Source organism: Micromonospora sp. NPDC005087, from assembly GCF_042872965.1.
Classification (GTDB): Bacteria; Actinomycetota; Actinomycetes; order Mycobacteriales; family Micromonosporaceae; genus Micromonospora.
In genome coordinates, this window is the sequence record NZ_JBIALB010000002.1 from 488,488 (window position 1) to 506,761 (window position 18,274).

The following is an 18,274-nucleotide window of genomic DNA, read 5'->3' on the forward strand; positions in this document are numbered from 1 at the left end:
ATGATCGACGCCGTCACCGGGCGGGTCAGGGCGGCCCAGGACGCCTTCGCCCGGATCAGCGCCGCCCCGCTCATGGTTCGGGCCGGGATCTTCGTCACCTTGCTGGCCGGGTTTGCGCTGGCGTTCCCCGCCGAGGTGCTGTCCGGCCGGCCGCTCGGCTTCCTGGCGGTGGCCGCGCTGCTGCCCGCGGTGGGTCCGCGTCGGGTCTGGCCGACCTTCGCGGCGCTGGTGATGGTCGGCGGCTGGCTACTCGCCACCGACGGTTACGGCCGGCCGGTGGCGCTCTGGCGGCTGCTCGCTCTCGCCGCGCTGCTCTACCTGGGGCACACCCTCTGCGCGTTGGCCGCGCTGCTGCCCTACGACGCGGTGGTGGACCCGGAGCTGATCACGCGCTGGCTGCTGCGGGCGGCCGCGGTGCTGCTGGGTACCGCCGTGCTGGGGGTGCTGCTGTTGCAGGTCGCGGGCCTGGGTGGGGAGAGCGGCCACCAGTGGGTCACCGTGCTCGGGTTACTCGTGGCGGTGGGGATAGCAGCGTTGCTGGGCTGGCTCCTGCGACGCAGGTAGATTGTGTGTCGACCAGGGTTATCCAGGTCACAGGGGTTGTGCTCCGTCACAGATGGGGGGCGCGAGCGGGATTACCTGAGCCGACCGGGGAAAGATAGATGACGTGAATCCGAAGCGGATCCTTGTGGTGGGTGCCGGGCACGTCGGTCTCTATGCCGCCCTGCGCCTGTCGAAGAAGCTCAGCTCCCGTGAGGCTGAGGTCATCGTGGTGGACCCCCAGCCGCACATGACGTACCAGCCGTTCCTGCCCGAGGCCGCGGCCGGCAACATCTCCCCCCGGCACTCCGTGGTGCCGCTGCGGCGGGAGTTGCAGCGGTGCACGGTGGTGGCGGGCACGGTCACCCGTGTCGAACATGATCGCAAGGTGGCGACCGTGCAGCCGATCGTCGGCCCGGCCCGGGAGATCCCGTACGACCACGTGGTCGTGGCCCCGGGCTCGGTGTCCCGGACGCTGCCGATCCCCGGCCTGCACGAGCATGGCATCGGGTTCAAGACCATCGGCGAGGCGATCTACCTTCGCAACCACGTGCTGGACCGGCTGGACGTGGCGGCCGTCACCCCCGACCCGGACGTCCGCCGGTCGGCGCTGACCTTCACCTTCGTCGGTGGTGGCTACGCCGGCATCGAGGCGCTCGCCGAGATGGAGGACATGGCCCGGGACGCCCTGCGCTACTACCCGGAGCTGAAGCCCGAGGAGATGCGCTGGGTGCTCGTCGAGGCCACCCAGCGGGTGCTGCCCGAGGTGGACCGGGACATGGGCGCCTACACGGTGCAGCAGCTGCTCAAGCGGAACATGGACATCCGGCTGGACACCCGGCTGGAGTCCTGCGTCGACGGGGTGGTCAAGCTCTCCGACGGCGACAGCTTCCGCTCCGACACGATTGTCTGGACGGCCGGCGTGAAGCCGTCGCCGATGCTGGACGCCACCGACTTCCCGCGCGACGGCCGGCGGCGGGTCACCTGCCTGCCCACCCTTCAGGTGGTCGACGGTGACCGGGTTGTCGAGGGCGCGTGGAGCGCCGGCGACTGCGCCGCGGTGCCCGACCTGACCAAGGAGCCGGGCAACTTCTGCTCGCCGAGCGCCCAGCATGCGGTGCGTGAGGCCGCCCGGATGGCCGACAACATCGTGGCGGTGATCCGGGGCCGCGAGCCGGTCAACTACAAGCACAAGCACGTCGGCAGCGTGGCCAGCCTCGGGCTGCACAAGGGCGTCGCCCAGGTGTACGGCGTGAAGATGACCGGCTGGCCGGCCTGGTTCATGCACCGGACGTACCACATGAGCCGGATCCCGTCGTTCAACCGCAAGGTCCGGGTGGTGGTGGACTGGTCGCTGGCGTTCTTCCTCAAGCGTGAGGTGGTCGCCCTGGGCCAGCTGCACGACCCGCGCGAGGAGTTCGTCGAGGCGTCCCAGCCCGTCGGCGCCCCCCGCGTCTGACCCGATCGACGACAAGGGGCCCTGCCGTGTTGGCGGGGCCCCTTGTCGTACGCGGTCAGACCCGCCAGGTCCAGGCGTCGGCGATCCGGGTGGCCGGGCCGTAGAGCTGCTCCAGGGTCGCGCGCAGGCTCTCCACGTGTGGGGCGTCGTCCGCCAGCGCCACACACGAGGCGCCCCAGAAGTCGGCGTCCCGGGCGGCCTGCCGGCGCTGCTCGTCGCCGATGGCCGGCTGGTCGCCGCGCCGCGCGACGTCGGCCAGCAGGGCCGAGGTGGGCTGCTTGAAGGTGCCCATCGCCGCGGTGCCGCCCCGTCCGTACGGGCCGATGAAGAATCCCTCCGGCAGACCGAAGCCCGCGTCGGCGGCGGCTGCCCAGCGCATCGGCCACGGTTCCTTGGGCGTGGGCAGCGGCACCGGGACCAGCACCCCGCCGGGCTGGACGCACTGCCGCCAGTGCCCGCCGGTGACGAATTCCGGCACGGCGGGCCGCTCGGCCGTCGGCAGCGGGGTCGGGAAGATCGGCAGTAGCGCCGCGACGACGGCCAGCGGCACCAGCCGCCGCGCCCGACCGGTGCTCCGGAGGGCCTTGTCGAGCGCCAGCACCAGCAGCGTCGCGATGATCGGGAGCATTGCCAGGCCGAACCGCATCGGCAGCGCGCCGTCCACCACCGGCAGCCCGGCCAGCAGGGCGTACGGGCCGGGCAGTGCCGTCCTGGTGCCGCCGAGCACCACTTCCGGGCCGAGCGAGAGCGCACCCATCACCAGCGCCGCGACCACGCAGGCGAGCACCAGTCGCCGCCGCCCCGCCCAGATCCAGATCGCGCTGGCCGCGGTGACCAGCAGCAGCGGCCAGCCGAGGAAGGTGTTGTACTCGGCCGGGCCGGTGGTCAGCCGGGCGGACTCGGCGCTGCCGGCCACCGACAGTGGGGAGACGGTCCACCAACTGCTCAGGTCGGCGGAGAAGTAGGCCGGACTGAACATCCCGTCGGCGACCCCCTGCGGCCCGGCGAACTGGAACCACAGCGGATATCCGAGCACCAGCAGGGCCAGCCCGGCGGCGACGGCCAGCCCGCCGGCGAAGTTGGGCAGCGCCCGACGGGCCAGGTCCCGGTCCGCCACGGCGTAGCTGACCGCCATCACCAGCAGTGTGACGGCGGCGAGGAAGAGCACCTCCTCGCCGATGAAGACCTGCGCGGTGATCGCCGCGGCCAGCCCGGCCGCGGAGCTGAGCATGCGCCGCCGGTCCGGCCCGGCGACCAGGCGGCGGGACCCGGTGGGCGGCGTGGGCCCCGGATCGGACGCCCGCAGCAGCCGGACCACCAGCCAGATGATCACCGGCACCAGCCACTGGGCGGTCATGTGCAGGTGGCTGTTGGTCTGCGAGATCATGCCGGGGCCGAACCCGCACAGCCCTCCGCCGAGGGCGGCGGCGAGCCGCCGGGCGCGCATCGCCCGGTGGAACAGCAGGTACCAGGCGACGGCGGTGCCGGCCAGGTTGGCCGCGGCGAGCAGCGCGAAGGTGACCGGCGCGCCGAGCAGCAGGGTGATCGGCGCGCAGACGATGCCGAGCGCGATGACCGTGGTGTTGGCCATCAGGTTGACCCCGTCGGGGGCGTTGAGCCGGTCGGTGAGCAGACTGAAGTCACCGAGCAGCGCGCGCGCGTCGACCGCGAGGAACCACTCGTAGAGGGTCTGGTCCTCGGGGTTCAGCGCCAGCGTCCGGCCGGCCGGGTCGGGCCACAGTCCGTGGGTGAGCCAGCCGGCCACCACCGTGCAGATCAGCGCGACGAGCAGGTCCCCCCGGTGCCGGCGGACGGCGGCCAGCAGCCGGACGGCCCAGGCTTGGCGGTTGACCTGATCGGCGAGGCGGAAGGCCTGCTCAGGGGCGGCGTCGGGGGCCGTGGGGGCTGCGCTGCTCACGGCATCGACCCTAATGCGGCCAGGCTGGCGGGGTACGCCGGGTCGCCGCGAACCAGCTACGGTGACACTGCACCGTGCGTGTCGGCGCGCCGGTGCCACCCGCCCGGGTGGTGGAACGGCAGACACGGCCGCCTTAAAAGCGGCTGCCGCAAGGCGTGCGGGTTCGACCCCCGCCCCGGGCACCAGCGGGCTGAACGCATTCTCAGTCGTGATCACCATGAGTTGGTCGGGCCGTTTACTCTTGGAGGGCACGTTCACGTGCAAACGACCCCCTGAGGGAGGCCAGACAGTGAAGACCTCGAACCCGGTGCTCGCCCGGCTCGGCCAGGCGGCCGAGCGGGAGCGCTCCGCCGGGTACGCCCCGACCGGGCCGTACGGACAGCCCGGCATTCCGCAGCAGTACCCATCCCAGGCCGGTTACCCGGTCGCGCCGCCAACCGTGGCGCCCATGACCGTCGACGACGTGGTGGTCAAGACCGTCGCCCTGCTCGGCATCCTCGGCATCACCGCCGCGGCCGCCTGGGTGCTCGTGCCCGACGCGCTGGTCGGTGCCGCCTGGATCGGCGCGGCGGTCGTCGGCCTGGTGCTCGGCCTGATCATCTCGTTCTCCCGGATGGCCAACCCGGCGCTGGTCATCACGTACGCGGTCGTCGAAGGCGTCTTCGTCGGCATGGTCAGCAAGGCGTTCGAGACGGCGTACGACGGCATCGTGCTCCAGGCCGCCGCGGCCAGCTTCGGCATCTTCTTCCTGATGGCGATGCTCTACCGGGCGAAGGTCATCCGGGCCACCCCGGCCTTCGTCAAGGGCATGATCGCGGTGATGACCGGCCTCTTCGCGGTCATGCTGATCAACCTGGTGCTGGCGCTGTTCGGCGTCAACACCGGCCTGCGCGACGGCAGCCCGCTGGCGATCGGCTTCAGCCTGGTGTGCATCGTGGTCGCCTCGCTGAGCTTCGTGCTCAGCTTCAAGGAGATCGAGGACGGCGTCCGGATGGGCCTGCCGCAGCGCTACTCCTGGACGGCCGCCTTCGGCATCCTGGTCAGCCTGGTCTGGCTCTACATCGAGATCCTGCGACTGCTGAGCTACTTCCAGGGCGACGACTGACGTCGTCCGCGCTGCCGACCGGCGCCCGCCCCCGCTCCTGGGGGCGGGCGCCGTCGTCTGCGCCGGCCGTGCCGTTTGCCCGCCGCCGCCGGTCCGCCCGGGGCAGAGTGACTGCGAGGGGTACGCGGGCGAAGGAGGTGGCGGTGCGCAGCAACAACCCGGTGCTCAACCGGCTGGACGAGACCGGCCGGTTGGAAGCCCGGGTGCTCGGTGCCCGTGACGTCGAGCCGATGACCGTCGACGACGTGGTGGTCCGCACCGTCGGGTTGCTGCTGCTCACCGGCGTGGCGGCGGCGGTCTCCTGGGCGGTGGTGCCGGAGGCGGTCTGGGTGCCCGCCGCGCTGGCCGGCAGCGCTCTCGCGTCGATCGCGCTGGTCCTGGTCATCTCGCTGCGCGGGATCACCAACCCGGTGCCGATCGTCGGCTACGCCCTGCTCCAGGGGCTGCTGCTGGGGGTGGCCAGCCGTGCCTTCGAGCTGGTCTATCCGGGCATCGTGGTGCAGGCGGTGGCCGGCACCTTCGGCGTCTTCTTCGGCATGGCGGCGCTCTACCGGGCCCGGATCATCCGGGCGACGCCCCGGCTGGCCCGCGTGGTGATCGGCACGCTGCTCGGCATCGCCGTGCTCAGCGTGGTCAACCTGGTGTCGTACCTGATCTCTGGGCGGCCGGGGCTGGCGGTTTACAGCGTCAGCGGAGAGGTGGGCTGGCTGCCGTACGCCTTCTCGGTCGTGGCGATCATCGCCGGCGCGCTCAGCTTCATCCTCGACTTCGACCTCGTCGAGCGTTCGGTGCGCGACGGCCGACCCCGCCGGTACGCGTGGTTGAGCGCGTTCGGCCTGCTCACCGGGCTGGTCTTTCTCTACTGGCAACTGCTGCGGCTGCTCAGCTACCTGCGCCGCTGACCGGCCGACGTGACTCGCCCGGCGTCGGCCGTAGACTCGGCGGCGATGAGCACAGCGGAGTTGGACCAGGCCGTGCGGCTGCTGGTCCGTCAGGTCGCGCACTGGGAGCAGCCCCGCTGGGCGGCGGTCGCGACCACCGGCAACATGTCCCGCGCCGACCTGGTGCACCGGCTCGTGCAGGAGATCGCCAACCTGGCCGCCGACGCCGAGGGCGAACCCCGCCGGGTGGTGCCCCGGCTGGACAACGACCTGGCCCTGCCCGACCAGGTGCGGGTGGTGGTGGCGGACCTGATCGCCGCCGGGCCGGGTGCGGAGGTGCTGGCGCGGGCCGCCGCCGAGGTGACGGCGACCCGCAGCGCGCTCTGAGCGACGGTCGGCTCAGCTGAGCCGTTCCAGCACCATGGCCATGCCCTGACCGCCGCCGACGCACATCGTCTCCAGGCCGATGGTCTTGTCGTGCCACTCGAGTGCGTTGAGCAGGGTGCCGGTGATCCGGGCGCCGGTCATGCCGAACGGGTGGCCGACGGCGATCGCGCCGCCCATCACGTTCAGCTTCTCCTCCGGGATGCCCAGCTCCCGGTAGGAGGGGATGACCTGCGCGGCGAACGCCTCGTTGATCTCGACCAGGTCGACGTCGTCGATGGTCATGCCGGCCCGGCGCAACGCCTGCCGGGACGCCTCGACCGGACCGAGGCCCATGATCTCCGGCGACAACGCGGTCACGCCGGTGGAGACGATCCGGGCCAGCGGGGTCAGCCCGAGCTCCTCGGCCCGCTGCGCGCTCATCACCACCACGGCGGCGGCGCCGTCGTTGAGCGGGCAGCAGTTGCCGGCGGTGATCCGGCCGTCCGGACGGAACACCGGCTTCAGGCCGGCCACGCCCTCCAGGTTGACCCCCGCCCGGGGGCCGTCGTCGGTGCTCACCACCGTGCCGTCCGGCGTGGTGACCGGCGTGATCTCCCGGGCCCAGAAACCGTCGGCGATGGCCTTCTCGGCGAGGTTCTGACTGCGGACGCCGAACGCGTCCATGTCGGCGCGGCTGACGTCGTACACCTGGGCCAGGTTCTCCGCGGTCTGACCCATGGTCAGGTAGATGTCCGGCAGCTCCCCGGACTCGCGCGGGTCGGCCCACACCTCGGCGCCGCCCTGCGCGCGACGCTTCGAGCGTTCGCCAGCCGCCGCGAAGCGCGGGTTCTCCCAGCCGCCGCCGACCAGCGCCTGCGCCTCGGGGGGCAGCCCGTCGGAGCTGCCCCGGGCGTACCGGGAGACCATCTCCACGCCGGCGGAGACGAACACGTCGCCCTCGCCGGCCCGGATCGCGTGCATGGCCATCCGGGTGGTCTGCAAGGAGGAGGCGCAGTATCGGGTCAGCGTGGCGCCGGGCACGGTGTCCAGCCCGAGCAGGGTGGCCACCACGCGGGCCATGTTGAAGCCCTGCTCGCCGCCGGGCAGGCCGCACCCGAGGTAGAGATCGTCGATCGTGGTCGGGTCGAGCTGGGGGATCTTGTCCAGGGCCGCCTGGACGATGGTCGCGGCGAGGGCGTCGGAGCGGACGTCGCGCAGGGACCCCTTGTGCGCCCGGCCGATGGGGGAGCGGGCGGTGGCGACGATGACGGCGTCGCGGGACGACTCAATCGGCATGGACCCACGTTAACCCGCCGGTAACTTGGCGCGGAAGGAGCCGGCCCGGCGGGAAATGTCACCCCGAGCCGCGTCGATCTAGCGTCGGGAGGCGACCGCCGCGGCGGCCGCGACGGCGGGGAGCAGGGCGTGCGCCCACACCCGGTAGCCGTCGGCGGAGGGATGGAAGCCGTCGTGGCAGAGCGTCCCCGCGTCGGCCCGGAACACCGGCCCGGTCTCGGTGGCCAGATCGACCACCGCGCCGCCGGCATCGAGCACGGCCGTCGTCTGGGCGCGGGCCACGCGGCGCCCGGACCAGCCGACCAGCTGGCGCAACGGGGGCGCGATGGCCCGTACGGCGCCGAGGTCGGGGCAGGTGCCCACCACCACCTCGACCCGCGCCTCGCGCAATCGGTGTACCGCCGCACCGAGATACGCCGACGCGTCGGCGGGCCGACGCAGCCCGGTGGCGTCGTTCGCCCCGATCAGGACCAGCGCCACGTCGGGCCGCTCGCCGAGCAGGGCCCGCGCCACCTGGGTGGTCAGGTCCGTCGAGCGGGACCCGGAGACGCCGACGCTGGACAGGTGCACCCGCCGCCCGGCGGGGCCCTCGGCGAGCAGGTTGGCCAACTGCCCGCCGATGGTGTCCTCGAGCCGGTCGACGCCCACGCCCAACGCCGACGAGTCGCCGAGCAGCACCAGCCGCAGCGGTGGCGCGTCAAGCCGACCGATCGTGGCCCGCAGCGCCAGCCCCAGCTCCGGCTGGGCGTAGCGCCGGTGCCGGGCGACGAACGCCTCGCCGGCCAGGACGGCAGCGCCGCCCACGGTGCCGGCGAGCAGCGAGAGCGCCGCCGCCCGACCCAGTCGGACCGGGAAACCGGCGGTCACGTCCCGCTCGCTGCGCTCGTTCATGCCAGTCCCTCCACTGTCGAGGTGTCCGGGGCGGACCCGCGTTGCGGCACCGCACCGACACCGAAGAACGCCCGGCGGCGCAGCTGCGCCCACCGGCCGGCCGGCCCGTGGTCGTGGCCCCGGACCTGGGTGCCGCTGACCTCCGTGCCGGCGTGCCGGGCCGCCTCCTGCGCGGCCTCCGGCAGCGACCGTACGCCCTCGCCCGGTGTCGGTGTGACCCGTCGTTCCTGCCCCGTGCCGAGCGCGGAGAGCATCGTCGGCAGCAGCGCGGCGGCAGCCACCGCGTACCCCTCGGCGGAGGGATGGAACCGGTCCCAGGCGAACATCCGGTGCGGCTCGGCGGCGAAGCGGGGGCCGAGCAGGTCACCGAGGGAGACCGTCCAGCCGCCAGCCTCGACCACGGCCACCGTCTGGGCGGCGGCGAGCTGTCGGCTCCACCGGTGCGCCAGCCAGCGCAGCGGTGGCTGGATCGGACGGATCGCGCCCAGGTCGGGGCAGGTGCCGACGACCACCTCGCAACCGGCGTCGCGCAGCGTGCGGACCGCCTCGACCAGGTAGCGCACGGCCAGCCCGCGCGGGGTGCGGTTGGTGATGTCGTTGCCGCCGATCAGGATCACCGCGATGTCGGGCTCGCGCTCCAGCGCCGCCTCCACCTGGTGCCGGAGCACTGCCGAGATGGCCCCGACCACCGCGAAGCGGTGCACCCGCACCGGCCGGGCCAGCCGTCGGGACAGGCCGGTGGCGAGCAGCGCGCCCGGCGTCTCCCGGCGGCGGTGGACCCCGTAGCCGGCCGCCGACGAGTCGCCGAGCACGACCATGGTGAGCGCCGCGCCAGGGAACTTGGCGCCGTAGAGCCCGTCGCAGCGCGGCGGCGGGGCCTCGGCCATCGGGATGGTGCGCCGGGCCTGGCGGGCCTGGCCGAGCAGCACCCCGCCGGTCGCGATCGCGGCCGCCGCGGTGGCGCCCGTCCCGATGGCCGCCAGCCAGGCGACCCGCCGGGCCTGCCGCCAGCGCGGATCAACGGGTACGACGGAACCAGCCACCCCCATTCCACGACATTATCTCGCCGGGCCGACACGCCGCTGTCGTCGTGACGGCTCGCGGGTGCCTGGAAACCGACGCGACGGGGTACCTGTCCGGGGGAGGCCGGCCGACTTGCGCCGACCCGTCACGCTGATCCGGCGGAGAGGAGCGCGACGATGGGGAAGACACTCAAGCGCAGCGCGGCGTTCGCGGCCCTGGCCCGGGCGTTGGCGGCCGGGGCACGCGGCGGGCCGTCGCTGGGCGCCCGGTTGGCGGCGTTGCCCCGGATGATCCGGGCCACCGCCCGTGGGCAGTACGACGGCGGCCTCCGGCTGGCCCTGATGACCGCGGCGACGGCGTACATCGTCTCGCCGATCGACCTGCTCCCCGAGATCCCACTGGCGATCTTCGGGCTGGCCGACGACGCGGTCATGATCACCTGGCTGGCCGGGAGCGTGCTCGCCGAGACGGACCGTTTCCTGGAGTGGGAGGCCCGGCGCAGCTCGGTCATCCCCGGGGGGCTGGTGCCCTGACGGCACGTACCCTGGGCGGCGAGGAAACGTCTGCCCGGCCGCCATCGCCGGCGCCGCAACGGAGGGCACACCGTGCAGTACTACGACAACGTCGTCGACATGATCGGCAACACCCCGCTGGTACGTCTGCGTAACGTCACCGAGGGCATCCAGGCCACCGTGCTCGCCAAGGTCGAGTACGTCAACCCGGGCGGTTCGGTGAAGGACCGGATCGCGCTGCGGATGGTGGAGGACGCCGAGGCGGCCGGCCTTCTCAAGCCCGGCGGCACCATCGTCGAGCCGACCAGCGGCAACACCGGTGTCGGGCTGGCCCTGGTGGCCCAGCTCAAGGGCTACCGCTGCGTCTTCGTCTGCCCCGACAAGGTCAGCCAGGACAAGCAGGACGTGCTGCGGGCGTACGGCGCCGAGGTGGTCGTCTGCCCGACCGCCGTCGCCCCGGAGGACCCGCGCTCGTACTACAACGTCTCCGACCGGCTGACCCGGGAGATCCCCGGCGCCTGGAAGCCGAACCAGTACAGCAACCCGGCCAACCCGCGCTCGCACTACGAGACGACCGGCCCGGAGCTGTGGAAGCAGACCGAGGGCGGGCTCACCCACTTCGTGGCGGGCGTCGGCACCGGCGGCACCATCTCCGGCATCGGCCGCTACCTCAAGGAGGCCTCCGAGGGCCGGGTGCGGATCATCGGAGCCGACCCGGAGGGCTCGGTCTACTCCGGCGGCACCGGCCGGCCGTACCTCGTGGAGGGCGTCGGCGAGGACTTCTGGCCGGAGACGTACGACCGGGGTGTCGCCGACGAGATCGTCGAGGTCTCCGACAAGGCGTCCTTCGAGATGACCAGGCGGCTGGCACGCGAGGAGGGGCTGCTGGTCGGCGGCTCCTGCGGGATGGCTGTGGTCGCCGCGCTGGAGGTGGCTCGTCGGGCCGGCCCGGACGACGTGGTGGTCGTGCTGCTGCCGGACGGCGGCCGGGGCTACCTGTCCAAGATCTTCAACGACTCGTGGATGGCCCGGTACGGCTTCCTCGACAACTCCGGCACCGAGCCGACGGTGGCCGACGCGCTGGCCAGCAAGCCGGGCGGGCTGCCCGAGCTGGTGCACGTGCACCCGACCGAGACGGTCCGCGACGCGATCGACTACATGCGCGAGTACGGCGTCTCGCAGCTGCCGGTGCTCAAGGCCGAGCCGCCGGTGGTGACCGGCGAGGTCGCCGGCTCCATCGCCGAGCGGGACCTGCTCGACGCGCTCTTCACCGGTCAGGCGCACCTGCACGACACCATCGAGCGGCACATGGGCGACCCGCTGCCGATGATCGGTGGTGGCCAGCCGGTCAGCGAGGCCGTCGGCCTGCTGGAGAAGTCCGACGCCGCCCTGGTCCTCGTCGACGGCAAGCCCAAGGGCGTCCTCACCCGCCAGGACCTCCTGGCCCACCTGGGCGCCCACTGAGCGGTAAGGAAGGGCACCTTATTAACGCCTCGTGTAGAGCAGGGGCCCCTTGTTAACGCTCCGGCCGCCGGGTGCCCGGCGGCCGGAGCGTTAGGCACGCAGCTCGGTAGGGACCGCGACGACGTCGACGAACGCGCCCTTGCGCAACACGGTCACCGGCAGCCGGACGCCGATGGCCGGGCCGAGCATCAACCGCTGCAACCCCTGGCCGTCGGCCACGGGTCGCCCGCCCGCGCTGAGGATGACGTCGCCCAGGTAGAGACCGGCCACGCCGGCCGGGCTGCCTGGCACCACCTCCACCACGCGCAGCCCGCGTCGCCGGCCGGTACGTGCGGTCACCTCTGGCGGCAGCGGAACGGGTACGCCCGCCACGCCGAGCCAGGCCCGTCGGACCCGGCCGGCGGTGGTCAACTCGGCGATGATCTGCCGGGTGGTGGCGTTGATCGGCACCGCCAGTCCCAGTCCGTAGCCGGCGACGGCGGTGTTCACGCCGATCACCCGCCCGGCGGAGTCGGCCAGCGCGCCGCCGGAGTTGCCGGGGTTGAGCGCCGCGTCGGTCTGGATCACGTCCTCGATCAGCCGGGTGACCCGCCCGTCCCGGGCGGGCAGCGAGCGGCCGAGCCCGGAGACCACCCCGGCGGTCACCGAACCAGCCAGCCCCATCGGGTTGCCAACGGCCACCACCAGCTGGCCGATCCGCAGTGCGTCGGCGTCGCCCAGCTCCACCGTTGGCACGGTGGTCTCGTCGACTCGCAGCACGGCGAGGTCGGAGAGCGGGTCGGCGCCGACCACCCGGAACGTCGTCTCGGTGCCGTCGCCGAACGCCGCCGAGCCGTCCGCGGCACCCTGCACGACGTGTGCGCTGGTCAGCAGTAGACCGTCGGTGCCCACGGTGACCGCGGAGCCGGCGCCGGCGCCGCGTGCGGTCCGCACCGACAGCGCGGCCACACTGGGCAGCACCCGGGCCGCCACGGTCGTGACCACCTGGGAGTACGCGTCCAGCGCGGCCTCCTCGGCCGGGCCGGACCTGGTGTGATCGGTGTCCATGTACCCGGCAACGCCGCCCGTGGCGCCGGCATGCCCTGATCCGCCGACAGCGAACATCGACCTGCGCCGTGTTAATAAGGGGCCCCTGTACAACCGGAGGCGTTAATAAGGTGCCCTTCCTTACACCGTCAGCGGGCGGGTGTAGCGGAGTTGCGGGGTGGGGGCGGAGCCGATGTACTCCTCGCGTTCGGCGCCGGTGGGGGTCCAGCCGCCGCGTTCGTAGAAGGCGCGGGCGTGGGCGTTGTCCCGGAGCACCCAGAGCACCGCTCGCCGCCAGCCCCCGGCCCGCATGGCGTCCAGCGCGTCCACCATCAGCGCGCGGCCGGTGCCCCGCCCCTGCTCGGCCGGGTCCAGGTGGATCGCGTTGAGCAGCCCGGTCGCCGGGTCGTCCTCGTCGTCCGGGCCCAGGTAGCTGAACCCGACCAGCGTCCCGGCGCGTTCCGCCACGGTCAGCTGGTGGGTGTCCCGCTCCCAGCTCCACCGCTCGGTCCAGTACCGGCCCATCGCCTCCGGCGTCGGGTCGGCCAGCGCCTCGGCGGGCAGGAAGGAGGAGTACGCGGCGACCCGCGAGCGCTGGTGCAGGGCACCCACCCCCATGAGGTCGTCACCGGTGGCGGGGCGGAGCGTGACGGTCACCCGGCCGAGGCTACCCGGCGTGGTGGGAGCTGCACCGTGGTCAGATCCTCGGCGATGATCAGGTCGCCGTCGAAGTGCTCGCGCGCCTCGTCGTGGAACCGGCGCGGGTCCGGGTAACGCTGGGAGAAGTGGGTGAGCAGCAGCCGCCGTACCCCCGACTCGGTCGCCACCCGGGCGGCCTGCGCCGCGGTCAGATGGCCGACCTCGGCGGCGAGCGCGGCCTCCGACTCCAGAAAGGTCGACTCGATGACCAGCAGGTCGGCGTGTTCGGCGAGGGCGTAGACCCCGTCGCAGAGGCCGGTGTCCATCACGAAGGCGAACCGCTGCCCCGGTCGGGGCACGCTCACCTCGTCCCGGCTGACGCGACGCCCGTCCAGGTCGAGGTGGCCGACGCGGATCAGCTCGCCGATGGCCGGCCCGGCGATGCCGTACGCGGCCAGCTTCTCCGGCAGCATCCGGTAGCCGTCCGGCTCGACCAGCCGGTAGCCGTACGTCTCGATGGGGTGCCGCAGCCGGCGGGCCTCCAGCGTGCCGCATCCCAGGGTGATCCGCTGCCCGTCGGCCTCGATCGGCTCGACCCGCAGCTCGGCGGTCTCGTAGAAGGAGGTGGCGTGCCGCAGCCGGGCGAAGTATTCGGCGCCGCCGGCCGGGAAGTGCACGGCGACCGGGTGCGCCACCCGGTCCAGTGAGAGCCGCTGGATGGTGCCGGGCAGGCCGAGGCAGTGGTCGCCGTGGAAGTGGGTGACGCAGATCCGGGTCAGGTCGGTGGCGGTGACCGTGGTGTGCAGCAGTTGCCGCTGGCTGCCCTCGCCCGGGTCGAAGAGGATCACCTCGTCGTCCCAGCGCAGCACGTACCCGTTGTGGTTGCGCTGGCGGGTCGGCGCCTGACTGGCCGTCCCCAGGACCACCAGCTCGCGCATGGACATCGCGGGTCCTCCGGCTGAGCTGACCGGCCCGACCGCTGCCGGCAGATGAAGCGACCCCCGGGGTGTTCCGCGCTTTCGCGCGGGCCGGCTGGACTGGGCCGGCACCCCGGGGGTCGGGTGGCTGTCATGGATTCGCCGCACCGCTGCCACACGGTCTCGACGTTGGTACTGGTGCCCGCCTCGCGGCGGACCGATCACTGTCGAGGACAGCGGCTAGCGGACAGCCACCTCACGAGTCCGATTGCTATACAAGTCTGGACCACCTCCTTTCACGTGTACCGCCACGCTATCGAGTCCCCGGCGGGCTCGGCAACGGATTTCGATCACACGCCGGACGGGAATGCCCGGCCGCCTCTCGGCGGCCGGGCATCGTGGTCGTGCGGGTTGCTGACGGTCAGCCGGCGGTACGGGCCACACCGACCGGGCAGCTCAGCCCGTTCGGGCCGTGGTTGCAGTACCCGTTCGGGTTCTTCGTCGGCGCCAGGTACTGCTGGTGGTAGTCCTCGGCGAAGTAGTAGCTGCCGAGCGGGGCGATCTCCGTGGTGATGTCACCCTTGCCGGCCCGCTTCACGATCGGCTGGAACGCGTCCCGGGACGACTCCGCGACGGCCCGCTGCTCGTCGGTGGTCGTGTAGATCGCCGACCGGTACTGGGTGCCCACGTCGTTGCCCTGGCGCATGCCCTGGGTCGGGTCGTGGTTCTCCCAGAAGACCTTCAGCAGGTCCTCATACGCGATCTTGCTCGGGTCGTAGACCACCTGGACGACCTCGGCGTGCCCGGTCCGGCCGGAACACGCCTCCTCGTAGGTCGGGTTCCTGGTGATGCCACCCGCGTAGCCGGCGGAGGTGGTGAACACCCCGGGCAGCGTCCAGAACAGCCGCTCGGCGCCCCAGAAGCAGCCCATACCGAAGACGGCGACCTGGAGTCCCTCCGGGTACGGGCCCTTCAGCGGGGTCCCCAGCACCTCGTGCCGGTCGGCGACCGGCATGGCGATCGGGCGGCCCGGCAGGGCCTGGTCGGGGGTGGGCAGCTCAGCCTTGGACTGGCGAAGGAACACGGTGGAACTCCTCTCGTACCTCTGCCGCATGCAACCCGGTGGGCCCAGGTTCCTTACCCGCCCAGGCTGGAGTCAGGCCGGCGGCCGGGACGGGCGTGGCAGGGCGTCGGCCACCCGGGCCGCGATGTCTCGGGCGTCCTGATCGGCGGGGTAGCGGGTACGCGGCCAGAAGAAGCCGCGCAGCCCGTCCCCCTTGGTCCGAGGAACCACGTGGGTGTGCAGGTGCGGCACCGATTGGGACACCTTGTTGTTGATCGCCACGAACGTCCCACCGGCCCCCAGGCCGGTCTCCACCGCCACCGCCAGCCGCTGGACCAGGGCGAAGTAGCCCGGCAGCAGCTCGGCCGGCAGCTCGGCCAGGGTCACCAGGTGGACCCGGGGCACCACCAGCACGTGCCCCGCGAAGACCGGGCGGGTGTCCAGGAACGCCACCCCGTCCGACTCGTCGGCCACCCGGAACGCGGGCACCTCGCCGGCCACGATTCCGCAGAACACGCACCCGCTCATCGGCCCAGGCTAATGCCGACTGCCCGGCCCCGCCCCGAAGCGCCGGGCGGGGCACTAGCCTCACCAGCATGAACCACGGCTTCGAGACGCTCGCCATTCACGCCGGTCAGGACCCTGAGGCCCGCACCGGCGCGGTGATTCCACCGATCTACCAGACCAGCACGTACGCGCAGGACGCCGTCGGCGCGCCCCGGCTCGGCTACGAGTACAGCCGCTCCGGCAACCCGACCCGCGACGCCCTCCAGGAGTGCCTGGCCGCGCTCGAGGGCGGGCCGGTGGGGCTCGCCTTCGCCAGCGGCCTGGCCGCCGAGGACACCCTGCTGCGGGCCCTCTGCCAGCCGGGCGACCACGTGGTCATCCCGGACGACGCGTACGGCGGCACGTACCGGCTCTTCGCCCGTGTCTCCCAGCGGTGGGGCCTGGAGTTCACCCCGGCCAAGGTGTCCGACGCGGCCGCGGTCCGGGCCGCCGTGCAGCCGGGCCGTACGAAGATCGTCTGGGTGGAGACGCCGACCAACCCACTGCTCGGCATCGCCGACATCGCCGCCCTGGCCGGCGTGGCGCACGACGCGGGCGCGCTGCTGGTGGTCGACAACACCTTCGCCTCGCCGTACCTGCAGCAGCCGATCGCGCACGGCGCGGACGTCGTGGTGCACTCCACCACCAAGTACATCGGTGGCCACTCCGACGTGGTCGGTGGCGCGCTCGTCGTCGCCGACGCCGCGCTCGGAGAGGAGCTGCGCTACCACCAGAACGCGATGGGCGCGATCAACGGGCCGTTCGACGCCTGGCTCACCCTGCGCGGCATCAAGACCCTCGGGGTACGGATGGACCGGCACTGCGACAACGCCGAGCGGCTCGCCGGGTACCTCGACGGGCACGCCAAGGTGGCCCAGGTGATCTACCCCGGGCTGCCCTCGCACCCCGGTCACGAGGTGGCCGCCAAGCAGATGCGCCGGTTCGGCGGCATGATCTCCTTCCGGGCTGCCGGCGGCGAGGACCACGCGGTGGAGATCTGCAACCGGGCCAAGCTCTTCGTGCTCGCCGAGTCGCTGGGCGGGGTGGAATCCCTGATCGAGCACCCGGGCCGGATGACACACGCAAGTGCTGCCGGCTCGCCGCTTGAAGTTCCCGGCGATCTCGTGCGACTGTCTGTCGGCATCGAGACGGTCGACGACCTGCTCGCCGATCTGGAGCAGGCACTGGGCTGACCGCTGGGGAAGGATGGCCGTGCAGGACATCATGGCGACCTGGGTCGGGGCGACCGCCAAGCAGATCGCCCGGGGCGTACGCAGGGGAGACGTCTCGGCCACCCAGGTCGTCGCCGACCACCTCGAGTACATCGCGCGGGCCGACGGCGAGCTGGCCGCGTTCCGCGCCGTGCGCGGCGGTGAGGCGATCACCGAGGCGGAGAAGGTCGACGAGCAGGAGGACCTGGCCAACCTGCCGCTGGCCGGGGTGCCGGTGGCGGTCAAGGAGAACACTCCGGTCGCCGGCCTGCCCACCTGGAACGGCTCTGCCGCGGTTCGTACCGACGTGGCGGAGGCCGACCACGAGGTGGTGCGCCGCCTGCGCGGCGCCGGCGCGGTGATCCTCGGTGTGACCCGGATGCCCGAGCTGGGGCTGTGGGCGCTCACCGACGACAACAGCGCGGTGACGCGCAATCCGTGGGACAGCGGGCGTACCCCCGGCGGCTCGTCCGGCGGCGCCGCCGCCGCGGTGGCCGCCGGGCTGGTGCCGATCGCGCACGGCAATGACGGCCTCGGTTCGATCCGGATCCCGGCGGCGTGCTGTGGCCTGGTCGGGCTCAAGCCCGGCCGGGGCGTGGTCCCGTGCCAGCTTGGCGCGGACGACTGGTTCGGCCTCACCGAGCACGGCATGTTGACCAGCACGGTGGCCGACGCGGCGGTCGGCTTCTCGGTGCTCGCCGGTCGGCGGCCGGAGAAGCTCGTCCCGCCGCAGCGGCTGCGGGTGGGCGTCTCGCTGCGCTCCCCGGTGCGCGGTGTCTCGCCGGACGCACCCAACCGCGACGCGGTCGCCGCCGCCGGCCGGCTGCTGGCGGCCGCCGGGCACGACACCGTGCCGGCCGATCCGGTCTATCCCACGGCGCTCGGCCTGCAGGGCATCGCCACCTGGTTCGCCGCCGCGGCCGCCGATGTCCGGGCCGCCGGGCTGGACCGGCGCGACCTGCAACGGCGTACCCGGCGCCACGTCGGGCTGGGTGAGTGGGCGCAGCGTCGCGGCTACGTCCGGGAGGCCGACCGGGCCGCCTGGCGGCAGCGGTCGATCGACTTCTTCACCGACCACTCCGTCGACCTGCTGCTCACCCCGGCGCTGGCCAGCGCGCCGCCGGAGGCCGCACGCTGGTCCGACCGGTCCTGGCGGGCGAACATGACGGCCAACATCAGGTACGCCCCCTACGCGGCACCGTGGAACATCGCCGGTCTGCCGGCGATCGTGGTGCCGGTGGGTCGCCGCCCGGACGGGCTGCCCGTCGCCGTGCAACTGGTCGGTCCGCCCGGCTCGGAGCTGCTGCTGCTCGGCGTGGCCGGTCAGTTCGAGATGGCCGCGCCGTGGTCCCGGCACGCCCCCGGCTATCCCCGGGCCGGAACGGGGTCGCCGGCCACCGCATGATCGTCTACGGTG

At 73.0% G+C, this 18,274-nt stretch carries 18 protein-coding genes and 1 tRNA gene; 10 read left to right on the forward strand and 9 right to left on the reverse strand.

Annotated features, from left to right (window positions below):
- The first annotated feature begins 3 nt into the window (after positions 1 to 3).
- A complete protein-coding gene (locus tag ACFYPS_RS07360) occupies positions 4 to 564 on the forward strand; it encodes a hypothetical protein (protein WP_387323608.1) in 561 nt (186 codons plus the stop codon).
- A gap of 103 nt (positions 565 to 667) precedes the next feature.
- Positions 668 to 1,999: an NAD(P)/FAD-dependent oxidoreductase gene (locus ACFYPS_RS07365; protein WP_387323289.1), complete on the forward strand. Its 1,332-nt coding sequence runs from the start codon at positions 668 to 670 to the stop codon at positions 1,997 to 1,999.
- A 55-nt stretch (positions 2,000 to 2,054) separates the two neighbouring features.
- Here the strand turns inward: ACFYPS_RS07365 and ACFYPS_RS07370 are convergent, their stop codons facing one another.
- The gene (locus ACFYPS_RS07370) at positions 2,055 to 3,917 is read right to left on the reverse strand and encodes a hypothetical protein (RefSeq protein WP_387323291.1); all 1,863 of its coding nucleotides are present in this window, start codon (positions 3,915 to 3,917) and stop codon (positions 2,055 to 2,057) included.
- A gap of 101 nt (positions 3,918 to 4,018) precedes the next feature.
- Between ACFYPS_RS07370 and ACFYPS_RS07375 the strand changes: the two genes are divergently transcribed.
- From ACFYPS_RS07375 to ACFYPS_RS07390, 4 genes are all read left to right on the forward strand, one after another.
- Positions 4,019 to 4,102 (forward strand) — tRNA-Leu (locus ACFYPS_RS07375).
- A gap of 104 nt (positions 4,103 to 4,206) precedes the next feature.
- Positions 4,207 to 5,022 carry a Bax inhibitor-1/YccA family protein gene (locus ACFYPS_RS07380; protein WP_354962716.1) on the forward strand — a complete coding sequence of 272 codons (816 nt, stop codon included), beginning with the start codon at positions 4,207 to 4,209 and terminating at the stop codon, positions 5,020 to 5,022.
- A 143-nt stretch (positions 5,023 to 5,165) separates the two neighbouring features.
- Entirely contained in the window at positions 5,166 to 5,924 is a 759-nt protein-coding gene (locus ACFYPS_RS07385; RefSeq protein ID WP_387323293.1) for a Bax inhibitor-1/YccA family protein, read from the forward strand.
- Positions 5,925 to 5,969: 45 nt separating this feature from the next.
- Positions 5,970 to 6,290 (forward strand): hypothetical protein, encoded by a 321-nt coding sequence (locus ACFYPS_RS07390; RefSeq protein ID WP_354962718.1) that lies wholly within the window; start codon positions 5,970 to 5,972, stop codon positions 6,288 to 6,290.
- Between the two features lie 12 nt (positions 6,291 to 6,302).
- Here the strand turns inward: ACFYPS_RS07390 and ACFYPS_RS07395 are convergent, their stop codons facing one another.
- The 3 genes from ACFYPS_RS07395 to ACFYPS_RS07405 form a co-directional block, all read right to left on the reverse strand.
- Complete coding sequence (locus ACFYPS_RS07395) at positions 6,303 to 7,565, reverse strand: acetyl-CoA C-acetyltransferase (RefSeq protein WP_354962719.1); 1,263 nt, start codon at positions 7,563 to 7,565, stop codon at positions 6,303 to 6,305.
- Positions 7,566 to 7,643: 78 nt separating this feature from the next.
- Positions 7,644 to 8,456 carry an SGNH/GDSL hydrolase family protein gene (locus ACFYPS_RS07400; protein WP_354962720.1) on the reverse strand — a complete coding sequence of 271 codons (813 nt, stop codon included), beginning with the start codon at positions 8,454 to 8,456 and terminating at the stop codon, positions 7,644 to 7,646.
- Positions 8,453 to 9,505 carry an SGNH/GDSL hydrolase family protein gene (locus tag ACFYPS_RS07405; RefSeq protein WP_387323296.1) on the reverse strand — a complete coding sequence of 351 codons (1,053 nt, stop codon included), beginning with the start codon at positions 9,503 to 9,505 and terminating at the stop codon, positions 8,453 to 8,455. The genes ACFYPS_RS07400 and ACFYPS_RS07405 overlap by 4 nt, the downstream gene beginning before the upstream one ends.
- Before the next feature lie 150 nt (positions 9,506 to 9,655).
- On the opposite strand from ACFYPS_RS07405, the gene ACFYPS_RS07410 reads away from it, so the two are divergent.
- Complete coding sequence (locus tag ACFYPS_RS07410) at positions 9,656 to 10,012, forward strand: YkvA family protein (protein WP_354962722.1); 357 nt, start codon at positions 9,656 to 9,658, stop codon at positions 10,010 to 10,012.
- Between the two features lie 72 nt (positions 10,013 to 10,084).
- Positions 10,085 to 11,455, forward strand: coding sequence for a cystathionine beta-synthase (locus ACFYPS_RS07415; RefSeq protein ID WP_210911327.1), 1,371 nt, complete (start codon positions 10,085 to 10,087; stop codon positions 11,453 to 11,455).
- A gap of 90 nt (positions 11,456 to 11,545) precedes the next feature.
- Here the strand turns inward: ACFYPS_RS07415 and ACFYPS_RS07420 are convergent, their stop codons facing one another.
- From ACFYPS_RS07420 to ACFYPS_RS07440, 5 genes are all read right to left on the reverse strand, one after another.
- Complete coding sequence (locus tag ACFYPS_RS07420) at positions 11,546 to 12,502, reverse strand: S1C family serine protease (protein WP_387323298.1); 957 nt, start codon at positions 12,500 to 12,502, stop codon at positions 11,546 to 11,548.
- Positions 12,503 to 12,622: 120 nt separating this feature from the next.
- Entirely contained in the window at positions 12,623 to 13,138 is a 516-nt protein-coding gene (locus ACFYPS_RS07425; protein WP_387323300.1) for a GNAT family N-acetyltransferase, read from the reverse strand.
- Complete coding sequence (locus ACFYPS_RS07430; RefSeq protein WP_354962726.1) at positions 13,135 to 14,064, reverse strand: ribonuclease Z; 930 nt, start codon at positions 14,062 to 14,064, stop codon at positions 13,135 to 13,137. The genes ACFYPS_RS07425 and ACFYPS_RS07430 overlap by 4 nt, the downstream gene beginning before the upstream one ends.
- A 394-nt stretch (positions 14,065 to 14,458) precedes the next feature.
- Positions 14,459 to 15,121: a peptide-methionine (S)-S-oxide reductase MsrA gene (gene msrA / locus ACFYPS_RS07435; protein ID WP_354962727.1), complete on the reverse strand. Its 663-nt coding sequence runs from the start codon at positions 15,119 to 15,121 to the stop codon at positions 14,459 to 14,461.
- A gap of 72 nt (positions 15,122 to 15,193) precedes the next feature.
- Positions 15,194 to 15,628, reverse strand: a complete 435-nt coding sequence (locus tag ACFYPS_RS07440; protein ID WP_387323303.1) for an HIT family protein — start codon at positions 15,626 to 15,628, stop codon at positions 15,194 to 15,196.
- A gap of 68 nt (positions 15,629 to 15,696) precedes the next feature.
- Between ACFYPS_RS07440 and ACFYPS_RS07445 the strand changes: the two genes are divergently transcribed.
- A complete protein-coding gene (locus tag ACFYPS_RS07445) occupies positions 15,697 to 16,839 on the forward strand; it encodes a cystathionine gamma-synthase (RefSeq protein ID WP_354962729.1) in 1,143 nt (380 codons plus the stop codon).
- A 13-nt stretch (positions 16,840 to 16,852) separates the two neighbouring features.
- Positions 16,853 to 18,262: an amidase gene (locus ACFYPS_RS07450; RefSeq protein WP_387323305.1), complete on the forward strand. Its 1,410-nt coding sequence runs from the start codon at positions 16,853 to 16,855 to the stop codon at positions 18,260 to 18,262.
- Positions 18,263 to 18,274: the final 12 nt, after the last annotated feature.

Excerpts from the sequence above, each read along its gene's own strand:
- ACFYPS_RS07420 (WP_387323298.1), bottom strand. The coding sequence starts at position 12,502 with ATGGACACCGATCACACCAGGTCCGGCCCGGCCGAGGAGGCCGCGCTG.
- ACFYPS_RS07450 (WP_387323305.1), top strand. The coding sequence starts at position 16,853 with ATGGCCGTGCAGGACATCATGGCGACCTGGGTCGGGGCGACCGCCAAG.
- ACFYPS_RS07405 (WP_387323296.1), bottom strand. The coding sequence starts at position 9,505 with ATGGGGGTGGCTGGTTCCGTCGTACCCGTTGATCCGCGCTGGCGGCAG.
- ACFYPS_RS07445 (WP_354962729.1), top strand. The coding sequence starts at position 15,697 with ATGAACCACGGCTTCGAGACGCTCGCCATTCACGCCGGTCAGGACCCT.
- ACFYPS_RS07395 (WP_354962719.1), bottom strand. The coding sequence starts at position 7,565 with ATGCCGATTGAGTCGTCCCGCGACGCCGTCATCGTCGCCACCGCCCGC.
- ACFYPS_RS07410 (WP_354962722.1), top strand. The coding sequence starts at position 9,656 with ATGGGGAAGACACTCAAGCGCAGCGCGGCGTTCGCGGCCCTGGCCCGG.
- ACFYPS_RS07440 (WP_387323303.1), bottom strand. The coding sequence starts at position 15,628 with ATGAGCGGGTGCGTGTTCTGCGGAATCGTGGCCGGCGAGGTGCCCGCG.
- ACFYPS_RS07400 (WP_354962720.1), bottom strand. The coding sequence starts at position 8,456 with ATGAACGAGCGCAGCGAGCGGGACGTGACCGCCGGTTTCCCGGTCCGA.
- ACFYPS_RS07430 (WP_354962726.1), bottom strand. The coding sequence starts at position 14,064 with ATGTCCATGCGCGAGCTGGTGGTCCTGGGGACGGCCAGTCAGGCGCCG.
- ACFYPS_RS07390 (WP_354962718.1), top strand. The coding sequence starts at position 5,970 with ATGAGCACAGCGGAGTTGGACCAGGCCGTGCGGCTGCTGGTCCGTCAG.